A 12,931-nucleotide genomic window follows, 5' to 3' on the forward strand; every position below is an offset into this window, starting at 1 on the left:
ACTTTATTCTCTGCTTGCAGGCTGCCAATGAGCCTGGCTGTTAAATACTTTTAGCGTGACAAACCCCTGGTTGAGTTCCACCACGCTGTAGGCTCCCTGGGTAAACGGGAAATGCCACATCCCAGCGGCAGGCAGCTTTAGCAGCCCGGCCAGCAGCAGGCTCAGAGAGCCTTGGTGCGCCACCAGCAGACGATCGCCATCGCCCGGTTCGTTCAGCAGACGTTGGGCCTGTTGGTCGATCCTATGTGAAAACAGTGGAAAGGACTCTCCTGCTGGCGGGCAAGCTAGTTGCCAATCCGCCACCCAGTCGGCCCAGGCAGCACTATCCTCCCGCTGTAAATCCTGGTGATGGCGCATCTCCCAGTCGCCAAAATTCATTTCGTTAAAGCCACCGTCGGGTTGGATCACCAGTTCCCGCTGCCCAAGCACGATCTCGGCGGTATGTCGGGCGCGTCTTAACTCACTGCTGATCGCCTGGGTAAAAGGCACCTCGGCCAGCCATTGTGCGATCTGCCTCGCCTGCTGTTCACCTTGTTCGGTCAACGGCAAGTCGGTCATGCCGCAAAATACGCCCTGCCGATTCGCTGCCGTTTGCCCGTGTCGTACCAAAAATAGCCGCATAGCGCCCACTCACAGCAGTGCCAGTAAGAAGATCAACTCGGCAATTTCTATCGCCGCACCCAGGGTGTCACCCGTTTGCCCGCCCAGACGGCGGCGCAAATAGGCCCGCAGCAAAAGCACGGCGATCAGCGCATAGCCAAGCGCAAACAGCCCCTGCCCATGCCCTAACAAGGCGACCAAAGCGGCCCCTAGCACCAGAGTGAACAGCGTTTGTCCGCCGCTGATCTTGCCAATGTAAAGGTTCCCCAGCCCATTACCCTCACGGGCATAGGGCTGGCGATACATCATCAACACCACCAGGCTCCGGCAAGCCACTCCTGCTGCCGCCAACGTGGCCAACATCGGTACCCCACGCAGTGCCAGTTCGCTGATCACCAACACCTTGGCCACGACGATAAAGATCAGCGCCAGCCCACCATTGGTACCTAGGCGGCTGTCGCGCATGATCTCCAACATTTTTTCCCGAGTGCGGGCCGAGAACACGCCATCACAGGTATCGGCCAATCCGTCGAGGTGGAAGGCACCGGTCACCAGAGCCAACGCCAGCACGTAGCCCAACGCTGCCAGCGGCCCCCCACACCAGGGAGCCAACAGAGTGAATACGGCGCCGCCAATTGCACCGACGATCAGGCCAATCAAGGGGAAACCGATGATGCCACGCTGGTAATTATCCATCGCTAACCCCTGTGTCCAACTGGCAGGCAGCGGGATACGCGTCATCAATTGCAGGGTGGCCCAAAACAGTCGCAAACTCATTTGATCTTGACCTCAATACCAGAAATTACCAATAGCACCGACTCGGCAGCGGTGGCCAAACGCTGGTTAACACGCCCGGCAATATCACGGAAGTGACGTGCCAGACGGTTTTCCGGCACGATGCCCATCCCCAACTCGTTGGTGACCAGATAGATCGCCGCCGGGCTGCGGGCGCAGGCGGCCAGCAAATCGTCGATCTGCCGTTGGATTGCCGTTTCAACCACGGCAAAATCGATGCTTTCCACCGGCGTCTCCCCGGTCAGGTCAAACATCAGGTTGGCGATCAGCGTGGTAATACACTCCAGGATCACCGCCTCTCCCGCCGCCGCCTGTTGGTCGATCACGCTGGCCAGTTGCTGGCTCCCCTCCCAGGTACGCCAATGTGCAGGCCGGGCCTGGCGGTGCAGCTTAACCCGTTCGGCCATTTCCTCATCGGTGACCACCGAGGTGGCGATATACAACACCCGGTCACTGACACCACTCGCTAACCTTTCGGCCAGCGAGCTTTTGCCGCTGCGTGCTCCGCCAGTGATCAGGATCATTGGGGCCCCGTTTGTTGGTGCTCGGTCATCAAGCGGTAAATTTTATCCATATCAATATGTTCCCGCATCTTATCGGCCAAGAGATCAAACTGTTGCTGCTTATAATCGGCATAATCGAAAGCCGGGCCGTCATAAACCGGCAACCCTTTACGCTGGCGCAGCTGGTTTAGCAGCGCGCGGCAAAAAGGCGCGCTGTCGAATAGGCCATGAATATAGCTGCCCAGCACGTTACCGGTGGAGTTAACAGCCCCGTCAAAAGCGCTGTCCGGTTGGCCGTTACGAAGGGAAAGGCGGGAGAAAGGCGTAGCCTCTGAGCCAAGCTGGGTGGTGCCCATATGGATTTCATAACCAACGACATCCTGCTCGCCACAGCCAGACCAGAGGCCGGGCAACCCAGGCTCACATTGTGCTGTCACCTGTGTAGTGACTTTTTGCGGTGCGAAGCGGGTGGTAACATCCAGCAATCCCAAACCTGCCATCTGTTCCAAACCGGATTCCACGCCATCAACAATGTGCTTGCCGAGCATCTGGTAGCCGCCGCAAATACCCACGATCTGCACTCCGGCCCGATGCCGATCCTGCAACGCTGACGCCAACCCGCTTTGTTGTAGCCACTGCAGGTCCCCCAGGGTGTTTTTGCTACCCGGCAGGATAATCAGATCGGCACCGGCCAGCGTCGCCGGGTGCGAAACATAGCGCAACCCTACGTCCGGCTGGGCCGCCAAGGCATTAAAATCGGTAAAGTTGGACATATAGGGTAGCTGTACCACCGCGATATCCAGCTCATGGCTGCTGCCAGTCGGGGCATATTTACCATTTTGCAACGCCACACCATCCTCATCTTCCAGATCGATATTCAACCAGGGCATCACACCCAGCACCGGCACACCGGTCAGCGCCTCAATCTGCTCCAGCCCCGAGTAGAGTAAGGCAATATCGCCACGGAATTTATTGATGATCACCCCTTTCACTCGGGCTTTCTCTTCTGGCTCTAGCAGGGCCAGTGTGCCGTAAATAGCGGCAAACACCCCGCCACGATCGATATCCGCCACCAACAACACTGGCGCATCGGCAATCGCCGCCATGCCCATATTGACGATGTCGCGGTCGCGCAGGTTGATTTCCGCCGGGCTACCAGCACCCTCCAGCACCATGATGTCGTAGCCGCTGGCCAGGCTGTGATACACCTCGCTGATTTGCTGCTGTAACTGCGGCTTGTACTCGTGATAGCTGACCGCGTCCATATTGCAGGCCACTTTGCCCATCAGCACCACCTGTGCCTGGCAATCGCTGGTCGGTTTCAACAGTACCGGGTTCATCCGCACATCGGGTGCGATACCGGCGGCTTCGGCCTGAAAAATCTGTGCCCGGCCCATCTCTTCGCCACGGGCGGTAATGCCAGAGTTAAGCGCCATATTCTGCGATTTGAACGGCGCACAGCGATAGCCATCCTGCATGAAGATCCGGCACAGACCGGCCACCAGCACACTTTTACCCACATCAGATGCGGTTCCCTGCACCATCACACACCGTTTCATCACATGTTCTCCGCGTCGCGCTAGCTGAGCCGCGCAAACAATTATTATTTCAAGCGCCAAGCCATAGCAGGCGCAACGCTGCAAACAGCAGCAGAGCCAATAGCGAGGCCGTCATCATCAGACGCGTACTGCGTGGAATATCTGCCAGCTCGATCTCCCGTCGAGCCTCGCCGATCCACGGTTTTTCGACCCGCTGACCAAAGTAGTTGTTAGGACCGCCAAGTCGCACTCCCAACGCTCCAGCCACGGTGGCTTCCGACCAGGCGCAGTTGGGGCTGGTGTGCTGATAGCGATCGCGCCAGCCAATGCGAAGCGCCTGGCGAAAGTCCAAACCATTCAGCCAAGCCGCACAGCTCAGCAGTAGCCAGCTAAGCCGGGCCGGTAACCCGTTGGCGAAGTCATCCATCCGCGCCGACACATAGCCGATAGCGCGGTATTTCGGCGTTTTGTAGCCCACCATTGAATCGAGGGTGTTAACCGCTTTATACGCCATCGCCAACGGCGCTCCGCCTATCAGCAAAAAGAACAACGGCGAAATGACGCCATCCACACTGTTTTCTGCCACCGTCTCCACCACCGCCCGGGTGATTTGCGGTTCTTCCAGGTGTGAGGTATCCCGCCCGACAATCCACGACAGCTTGCGGCGGCTCTCCTCAAGATCGGCACTTTGCAGTGCCCGGTGAACTTCCATGGCAGCCTGTTCCAGACAGCGCCCGGCGAGCAGGGTATAAATCAGCCAGACTTCCGCCAGCCAACCCAACCATGGGTGGATATACTGCATCAGCGTTAAAAAGCCCCAACTGACCAGCCAAACCACCCCGACGACGCCCAGCCACAGCAGCCCGCCGCCAAGTTTTAGCGCCCTCTCGCTATGGCAAATCCGGCGGATCGCGCGCTGTAGCGCCGTGATCAGGTTACCGATCCAGCGCACCGGATGCGGCCAGTGTGGCGGGTCCCCTAACAGACTGTCGAGCAGAAAGGCCGCAAACCAGGCTAGCAGCGTCATGGCGCGCACCTTATAGAAGCCTGATGGTGGGTTAATGGCATAAAAAAATCCCGACCTCTCGGGCGGGATTTGGGCGTCAACAGGATACGACCGGGCGGTACAAAATAGCCGCACGTATCTCATGACAACCCCCTTCCCACCGAAGGTGTTGAATGTGTGACCAACTGGCCGGTCTTCTGGCTTAGCGTCATCCTCATCCACTCCCTTCCCAATCCTCAGATCAGTGGCGCAGTGGACTCGTCGGCATCACAGCAGCGGGGGCTGCGGGGGAGTTACACCCCCTTCCCAACCACAACCTGTCATCGTTCAGGGTGTGGGTTATCCAGTTGGCAATAATATGGTTAATAAAACGTTATGGGTTCAATGCACTCAACGCTTCAATTTATCACTTAGTTTTCATCTCGATAGCCTCGACAATGGCCATGCCATAATAACCTGTTGATATGGCGAATACACGCCAAGATCTGGCATTTACCTGGGCGACAGCTTTAGTTTGCAACGGATCAACGGCAATTACCCTGTGCTATCCTGCACGCAAACTTGACAGGGGAATAGCAAAACCGTGAGTGAACATGGTGGTAACGTACTGGAAATGGCGTTGAAAAACGGCCTGGATCCGGCCGAGATGATTGATTTCAGCGCCAATATCAATCCATTGGGCATGCCCGCCAGCCTGAAGGCGGCGATTATCGAGCATCTGACCAGCGCCGAATGCTATCCCGACGTCGAATATCGGCGTTTGCATGCGGCATTGGCGCGAGTCCATCACTGCCCGCCGGAAAATATCATGGCAGGTAACGGGGCCACCGAGCTGATTTACGCCATAGTGAACCGGCTACGCCCCCGCACGGCGCTGCTTCTTACGCCAGGGTTTGCCGAATACCGCCGGGCATTGCAGCGGATTGACTGCCAGATCGAGGACTTTCCGCTGGATGAAGCCGGTGGTTTTCAACCCGATGAGCGGCTGCTGCAGGTGCTGGCCGAGCGCCAACCGGACTGCCTGTTCCTGGCCACCCCCAACAATCCGACCGGGCTGATGCCTGACCCCACGCTGTTACAGGCCATTGTCGCCTGTTGTCGCCAGCACAATAATGCGTTGATCGTTGATGAAGCCTTTATCGATTTTCTGCCGGATACACCGGGTCTGATCCCGCAAATGGCAGAGTATTCCCGCCTTTATATCCTGCGTTCGCTGACCAAGTTCTTTGCCATTCCCGGACTGCGACTTGGCTATCTGGTCAGCAGCGATCGCGCTGGCCTGCAGCAGATGAAGCAACTGCGCGAACCCTGGACCATCAATGCCTATGCGGCACTGGCCGGCGAAGTGATCCTCGACGATCTCGATTACATCCAGCAAACCCACCAATGGTTGGCAGAGCAGCGTGCTTGGTTGTTTGACGCGCTGACAGCCTTGCCGCACTTGCGCATCTGGCCAGGGGCGGCGAACTATATTTTCTTACGCTGCCTGCGCCCCGGCTATGATCTGCAACAGGCGTTGTTGCAGCACCGCATCCTGATCCGCCACTGTGCCAACTACCCTGGCCTGTCCACCGACTATTATCGGGTGGCGATCAAAAGCGAAGCGGCCAACCGCAAGCTGATAGCCGCGCTGCAACAGGTGCTGGCAGAGGACTGAGGCGTTTTTAGATATCAAACGTTAACCTTTGATTATTGGAACGGTTGCAGCATGGCAATTACGGCGGAGTGGTTGTCTCATACACCAGGCCGTCGCTATTGCCCAACTTAGGGTAATCGAAATCATGGGCTGGAAAGCGGAACAGGCGGTTACGCCAGCGGTCAAACTGCACGCGATAGTTATAGCTATCAGGCAGCTTTTTCATTCTGAACCAGTGCTGGCCGCCATCGGTAGAGACTGTCATATGCAGCGGGTCGTTGAACGCTTTCTCCATCATCAGCAGATCATTACCCGCATAAAACGTGCCCAAGGCTTTTTTACCGGTTTCCAGCAGCGGTTGCAGCGCGCCATTCTCCCGCAACCGGTTCAGGCTATAAAGCCACCGTGGCCGCTGGCGTAAGACAAAATCAAAATCCCCTTGCGGGCTGATGTCGGCCGCAACGATATCTCCGCCCACCCACTGGCTGGACTGGATTTGAGCGGATTTCAGATTGAAATCAAGCAGCAATGAAGCAGTTAACCGATCCTCTTCCCCGGTGTTATGGGGCTGATTACTGACGATCACCCGATCGCCGCCGTTATAGTGCCAACTGGCCGCATAGAGAGCAGGCTCGATCCCGCGTTCCGTTAACAACCTGGCCAGATCGAATATCTGTTGCCAATGCTGGCCGAGATCGTCCGACCGGTAGAGTTTACCCTGTTGAACCAGCAGCACGCTCCGCGCTCCAGAGAGCCCCAAGAGCTGATAAGTCTGGTTACCACCGGGTGCTTGCCACTGGGGTAACCAACACCAGTTACGCCCGCCATCGGCAGAATAAAATACGGCATCTTTGCTATAAGAACGGGTGCCGAACACCACCAGGCAATGCCCCTGAACATCACACTGTTGCTCAGCCACGTAGCCCAAAAAACGGGCGCTGACGCGCAGCTTGCCATTCTCTTCGATGATGAGTTGGCTGACCGGGATCGTGGCGCTGTTATCATAGCTCCGGTGCCGGATTGTTCCACGGCCAACCTTTGCCTCCAGCATCAAGCGTAACATGGTGGTATCAGGGGATATCTGCAGGTTTAACAAAGGGGGACCAATGTCTGCCAGCACATCGATCTGCACCGAATTTTCATAGTGAGAGATCAGCGTATTCTGGTCACGCTCAATATCCGTGATCCGCGTATTTATTACATCGCTGATACCCGTTAACAGCACCCCTTGTTGAAAACTGCTCAGGCGTTCCCCACTCATGACTACCGCAGGACGTTCTGCCTGATAGTTTCGCTGCCACTGCCAGTCGGGGGCAAACCCGGCAAAGCTGTCGATATAAAACAGCATCCAGGAAATGATAAGCCCCAATGCCAGCAGGATGATGCGCGTTAGGCTATTGCTGAACATCAGGGGACTTCCTGAATATAGGGTTTGCCACCGTTGCGTTTTTTAAACAACACCAACAGTTGGCGGGCAAAGACAAAGCGCGCCGCACTGAGCGAGTTCCTGCGCGTTATCCAAGTGCAGACCTCCACCAACAGCATGAACACGCAGAAAATCATGATGCTCATCAGAGCAAAGTCATAAAACATGCCTGCGGCGTCCAGCCAGTCCCACTTATCCGGCGCACCGCCCTGCTCCCACCAATCATGCAGGGTGAAAAACACCAGCATCACCAGTAAAAAAGAGCAGCAGCCAAACATCACTTTATACATCAGCTTGAGCTGGTGAAAAGAAACGGCAATCCCGCCGAGCTTGAGATAGGCGCTGCCATCCCTTTCATTACACAGGCCCAGCACCGCATTATCTTGCTGATTGACCACCAACATCAGCGGATCTTCGGCCGCCAGGAAGAACGGATGTTGCCGATAGAACAGCGGATTGAGGTCTTCCATCAGCGAGTTAATTCCGCTACGAAATGAGAACCGCTCTCCATTGCAGCTAAATTGGTACTCGATAAAATCCCGGCGGCTTTTGCCTCCGCCGGTAAAATCGCGGCGGGCGCTAACATCGGCAGCCTCTCCGCTCACGCTGGTCAAGGTGACTTTATCGGTCAATAGCAAATCATTCGGCTGCAGCGCATCCAGATCGTTAGCCAATTCTTTGCTGGCCTGTAGTGACGGCGCACCGCCCCCCGGCTCGGTTAATGATTCGGTGGTGGTAAGGCAAAGGGACGTGTCGCCTTGTTTGACGCTCTCCAGCCCTTTTAACAACTTACGCGTATGACGGCTGGTTCCCACCATCAGCGTATGTAACGAAGCCACGAACCACCAGCAGCCAAAGATGAAAACAAAAAGCAGTAGCACCATCACCCAGATATTCAGCAACTGGAAATAACCCACCGCTGAGAGCGTCATCACCATGATCGCGCCGACCAGCTTCATCAACGCAACCGGTTTGCTAATGTCGGCCAGCTTCGGTTGCAGCTCCCCCTTTTCAGGCGAAACCAGCCAATGCAGCCAGTAGCTACCATCAGCCAACTGATGGGCACCGATATACACGCGATCTCCCGATACCAAACGGTATAACACTTTGGCATCAACAAACTGTTTGCTGTAGGTATAGAACACCTTGTCCCCGGCCAAAATGCGCCGTAGCTTACTTGCGCTGGGCGCGTTGAGATCGTGGCGGATAAAAGACAGCTCATAGAAGCAGATTTTTTTCATGGTTGCTAACGACCAGGCACGGATTAAAAACGATGATCGAGCAGCTTATCCTGCTCTACGGGATAGGCTTTACCATCGAACTTGAGCTCGACGCGGGTCTTGGCAACGACTTTGTTGCTTTCCACGCAATCCTCCCCTTTTCTGCTCGCCCCCTTGTGCGTCGCTATGGTCTGTAGCTGCAGATCCTGGAAGCCGTTATGTGCGCTCTTGCCAAGCGCCAATGCGCGATTGGTCGCGGCGAAATCCCCGACACACTGGCCATCCCACTCACCGCTATATTCATTCATGGTCAGATTATTAAGCACCAAAGTGACTTGCTGATCTTGCAGGGTATAGAGGTTAAGGCGTTCGATGCTGATGGGATTGACCGAGGAAGCTCCCCGGTGGTCAAAGCGCACCCCGAAAGCGCGTATCGCCGGAGACAATTGGTAGCGTGCAGTGTCAATGGTCACGCTGCGGGTAGAAATGGCATCATCCATAATCGCCCTGGGATGATATTTGCTGGCCAGCACCTTGCCGGACTGGCTATCGACCACCAAGACTGCGACGTCATAGTCGGTAAAATCAGGTTGGGTCTCCTCCTTGGGCTCCAGCATCAGCACCGCAATGGTTTTATCCGGGGCATAGGGCCACACCTTGCAGGTGGATAGCTCGGTATTCATGGTCGCTTTGGCGGCAAAGGGCTTAGCCAGATCGGCAAGGAGAGGCTGGCAATCGGCCAGAGAAGAAAAAGAAACCAGGCATAACGAAAGTAAACCTATAACCCTGTTCATAGCAACGTTCCCTGTAACTCTTGAATTAACTCATGCAGTTAAAAGTTGTGCGGAAGATAGCGCAGTACCAAGCGCACTTGGTGTGCAGGGAATCTAACTATAAAATAGGCACAAATCCAGCCGCTTGTTATTTTTTGAGATAAACAGGGTGACTGCTGGCAGCTATCGCAAAGTCACTGCCAGCAAACCATGGTGAGTAATTGGATAAACTCAGATCACTCCACTGAGCAGGCCGATCCCCAGCAGCGATGAACCGCCGCCAATCACCCGCGCCCAGCCGCTATGCGTAGACGAAGACGCCAGCAGATAGCCGATACCCAACCCAGCCACGTGCAGCAACACCGTTGCAATCACCATACCGGAAAGCGCCGCCACCGAATGGGAAAGCTCCGCACCGTGGGCCAGACCGTGGAAGATGGCAAAAGCACCAATAATCAGCGCGCCCGTTATCGCCGACAGTTTGAGCTGTAAGGCAACCATCACCCCTATGCCCAACAGCGAGGCGGCAACGATAAACTCAGTGCCTGGCACGGTCACGCCTGCCATGCCAACCAGCGCACCGGTCAGCAATAAACCGGCAAACACCAGCGGAGCCAGCCACCACCGTTTGGTGTTCATGGCACTCCAGATACCCACCAGAACCATGGCGACCAGATGGTCCATCCCGGTCAGCGGGTGGATAAAGCCTTCGGTAAAGCTTAATACGTGATGCGCGCCACCGTCATGGCCCACATGGGCAAAGGCCAGCATGGGGAACAGCGCCAGTAGGGATACAGCCACAGCTTTGACATTAATACGCATAATGAATACCTAAATTTTCCAGTGAATGAAGGTGATGTTTTTACTCGTGAAAACAGTTGATTACGTTATAAATTCATCCTTATGCTTGCCTGAAATAAGTCGATTGGCGGCAATCAGCGCCTGTCCCAAGGCCACCCCACCATCTCCTGCCGGTAGGCGGGATGGCAGTAAGACCGGTGTTCCGTCCAACTGCTGAAGCAAGAGTTGCCGCAACAGAACGTTATGCATGACTCCACCGGACAGCACGATGGTATTGATGCCGTATTGCTGCATGGCTCTACGGGCCAGTGCGGCAAACCCTTGGGCCAAGGCAACATGAAACGCATAAGCGCGCTGCGCCGGGGGGGCCTGATAGGCCAGCCATTGCCGCCAGAAGGTGGCCAGATCCAGCTGATTATCGAGCAGCGGCAACGAAACCGGCGGTTGATGAGGCGGACTTTGCCATGCCAAGGCTTCCAACTGGCAGGCGGCCTCCCCCTCCCAGGAAAGTTGTTGCGGCACGATCTGCAATGCTGCGGCCACCGCATCAAACAAGCGCCCGGCCGAAGAGGCCAGCGGCGAGTTGATTTGCCGTTCGACCGCCCGCAGCAAGATCGTCGCCTGCGGTTGAGGGATCGCCGCGGCTTCTGGCAACGTCTGCCAATCGGGGACAAAGCGCTGTAACTGGGCCAACAGGTTGCGCCATGGCTGGCGGGCGGCAACATCGCCCCCCGGCAATGCCACTGCGGGCAACCCACCCAGATGCTCACAATGCTGATAATCCACCAGCAGACATTCTCCGCCCCACAGTTGCCCGCCAAGGCCATATCCCAGCCCATCCAAAGCCAGACCAATCACCTTAGCGCCGTCGCGCGGCCAACCATGTTCCGCCAGGCAGGCAACCAGATGGGCATGATGATGCAACGTGGTGATGCAAGGGATCGCCAGCTCTGTGGCCAACGCCTGGCCCTGCTGATGGCTGAGATAGCCGGGGTGGGCATCGATGGCGATCGCCTGCGGCACCACACCATAAATTTCACCAAATAGAGCAAGCAGTTGCTGCTGTTGTTGCCGGGTGGCCTCATCCCCCAGCGAGCCTAAATGCTGGCTGACCACCGCCTGGTTACCCCACAGCAGGCAAAAGGTGTTCTTGCTGTCGGCCCCCAGCGCCAGAATGGCCGGTTGGGCGGTAAAGCCAGGGGGGAGAGGCATCGCATCCGGGACATAGCCACGTGCCCGCCGCAGCATCTCACTGCCCTGCTCGGTCAAGCGTACTAAAGAGTCATCGGCTCGCTGGACGATCTCGCGGTTATGCAGCAGCCAGACGTCGGCCACGCCAGCGAGTTCTTCCAGTGCCTGCTGGTTGCTCAACGCTGGTGGTTTACCTGCCGGGTTGCCGGAGGTCATCACCAGTGGCCGCGCAACCTGTTGCAACAGCAGATGTTGCAGCGGATTGGCCGGTAACATCACCCCTATCTCATTGAGCCCCGGCGCAATCTCGCCACACAAGGGGCTCTGTGGGTGAGCCGCCACCAGCACTATCGGGGCTGGTGGGCTACGCAACAGCTTTAACAGTGCCGTCGGTTCCGCGACCTGAACACATTGTTGCAGCCAGTAGGTATCCGGCATCATCACCGCCAGAGGCTTGGCCGGGCGATGTTTGCGAGCTCGCAGACGCTGGACCGCAGCAGGGTTGGTAGCGTCACAGGCCAGATGAAAACCGCCGATCCCCTTCACTGCTACGATCTGCCCGGCAATCAGCGCCTGCGCGGCCAGTTGCAGTGCGTCATCGGCGCTGGCGGTGGTTTGGCCTGTGGCATCACTGAGCCACAGGTGCGGGCCACACTCCGGGCAGGCGGTAGGTTGTGCATGAAAACGACGGTCGGCAGGATCCTGATACTCCGCCAGGCACTGCGGGCACAGCGGAAAAGGCTGCATCGAGGTATTGGGCCGATCGTAGGGCATCCGGCGTATGATGGTAAATCGTGGGCCGCAGTGGGTGCAGTTGATAAACGGATAGTGATAGCGCCGGTTATGCGGCATGTTCAGCTCTGCCAGGCAGGCATCGCAGGTGGCCGCATCCGCCACGATATGGGTATCCACTTGCCCCGCGCCGCTGCTGGCAATGGTGAAACTCGCTGGCTGCTGCGGCCAGTTAAAAGGTGTAGAGGTGACGCTATCGATCCGCGCCAGGGGTGGACACTCTTGCGGCAATACCCGCAAAAAATCCGTTATGGCTGGCGATTGCCATAGCTGGACGATTACCCCGGCTCCGTCATTACTGACCTCGCCGCACAGGTTAAAGCGCCTCGCCAGCAGCCAAACATAGGGACGAAACCCGACCCCTTGTACCTTGCCCTTGATCCGCAGGCGAAGGCCATTGCTGCTGGCGATATTCTCCGGCTCAAAATCTGCCATGTTGTGTTAACTCTCCTGTTGCCCTGGCGATCTTTTCCGCGCTTCCTAAAAGGGAAGAAGGTGATTCGGAGCCTCGGTCAGTTATCGTGATCAATCTGTATTTCCCTCACCCCAACCCTCTCCCTAAGGAGAGGGAGCTGCTTTGGTGTCGTTAGCGGGTCCTGTTATCCCTCACCATCGGCTGTGGTCAAGTGATCCTCTGCCACAAATGCAAA

General features: G+C 56.7%; 11 protein-coding genes and 1 riboswitch. Of the genes, 1 reads left to right on the plus strand and 10 read right to left on the minus strand.

Annotation, left to right across the window (positions count from 1 at the left end; all coding sequences use genetic code 11):
* Positions 1-3: 3 nt before the first annotated feature.
* Genes JHD74_RS12725 through cbiB form a run of 5 tightly spaced genes read right to left on the minus strand, consistent with a single transcriptional unit; the run spans position 4 to position 4,463 of the window.
* Positions 4-621, minus strand: a complete 618-nt coding sequence (locus JHD74_RS12725) for an adenosylcobalamin/alpha-ribazole phosphatase (RefSeq protein ID WP_074031338.1) — start codon at positions 619-621, stop codon at positions 4-6.
* 9 nt (positions 622-630) lie between these two features.
* Entirely contained in the window at positions 631-1,377 is a 747-nt protein-coding gene (gene cobS, locus JHD74_RS12730; protein ID WP_199062813.1) for an adenosylcobinamide-GDP ribazoletransferase, read from the minus strand.
* Positions 1,374-1,919: a bifunctional adenosylcobinamide kinase/adenosylcobinamide-phosphate guanylyltransferase gene (gene cobU / locus JHD74_RS12735; protein WP_024528487.1), complete on the minus strand. Its 546-nt coding sequence runs from the start codon at positions 1,917-1,919 to the stop codon at positions 1,374-1,376. Before cobU ends, cobS begins: the two co-directional genes overlap by 4 nt.
* Positions 1,916-3,457 carry a cobyric acid synthase gene (locus JHD74_RS12740; RefSeq protein ID WP_199062836.1) on the minus strand — a complete coding sequence of 514 codons (1,542 nt, stop codon included), beginning with the start codon at positions 3,455-3,457 and terminating at the stop codon, positions 1,916-1,918. The genes cobU and JHD74_RS12740 overlap by 4 nt, the downstream gene beginning before the upstream one ends.
* 49 nt (positions 3,458-3,506) lie before the next feature.
* Positions 3,507-4,463: an adenosylcobinamide-phosphate synthase CbiB gene (cbiB, locus tag JHD74_RS12745; RefSeq protein WP_199062814.1), complete on the minus strand. Its 957-nt coding sequence runs from the start codon at positions 4,461-4,463 to the stop codon at positions 3,507-3,509.
* A gap of 148 nt (positions 4,464-4,611) precedes the next feature.
* A riboswitch (cobalamin riboswitch) is annotated at positions 4,612-4,805 on the minus strand.
* A 220-nt stretch (positions 4,806-5,025) separates the two neighbouring features.
* On the opposite strand from cbiB, the gene cobD reads away from it, so the two are divergent.
* Positions 5,026-6,099 (plus strand): threonine-phosphate decarboxylase CobD, encoded by a 1,074-nt coding sequence (cobD, locus tag JHD74_RS12750; RefSeq protein WP_199062815.1) that lies wholly within the window; start codon positions 5,026-5,028, stop codon positions 6,097-6,099.
* 58 nt (positions 6,100-6,157) lie between these two features.
* On the opposite strand, the gene JHD74_RS12755 is transcribed toward cobD, so the two are convergent.
* The 5 genes from JHD74_RS12755 to hypF all read right to left on the minus strand — a co-directional run bounded on the left by JHD74_RS12755 (position 6,158) and on the right by hypF (position 12,716).
* Positions 6,158-7,486 (minus strand): hypothetical protein, encoded by a 1,329-nt coding sequence (locus tag JHD74_RS12755; RefSeq protein ID WP_199062816.1) that lies wholly within the window; start codon positions 7,484-7,486, stop codon positions 6,158-6,160.
* A complete protein-coding gene (locus tag JHD74_RS12760) occupies positions 7,486-8,745 on the minus strand; it encodes a hypothetical protein (protein ID WP_199062817.1) in 1,260 nt (419 codons plus the stop codon). Before JHD74_RS12760 ends, JHD74_RS12755 begins: the two co-directional genes overlap by 1 nt.
* A gap of 23 nt (positions 8,746-8,768) precedes the next feature.
* Positions 8,769-9,518, minus strand: coding sequence for a hypothetical protein (locus JHD74_RS12765; protein ID WP_199062818.1), 750 nt, complete (start codon positions 9,516-9,518; stop codon positions 8,769-8,771).
* 210 nt (positions 9,519-9,728) lie between these two features.
* Positions 9,729-10,319, minus strand: a complete 591-nt coding sequence (locus tag JHD74_RS12770; protein ID WP_024528480.1) for a HupE/UreJ family protein — start codon at positions 10,317-10,319, stop codon at positions 9,729-9,731.
* Between the two features lie 60 nt (positions 10,320-10,379).
* On the minus strand, positions 10,380-12,716 hold the full coding sequence (gene hypF / locus JHD74_RS12775; protein ID WP_074031276.1) for a carbamoyltransferase HypF: 2,337 nt from the start codon (positions 12,714-12,716) through the stop codon (positions 10,380-10,382).
* Positions 12,717-12,931: the final 215 nt, after the last annotated feature.

This window comes from Serratia sp. ASV30 (assembly GCF_016428815.1).
Lineage (GTDB): Bacteria > Pseudomonadota > Gammaproteobacteria > Enterobacterales > Enterobacteriaceae > Chania > Chania fonticola_C.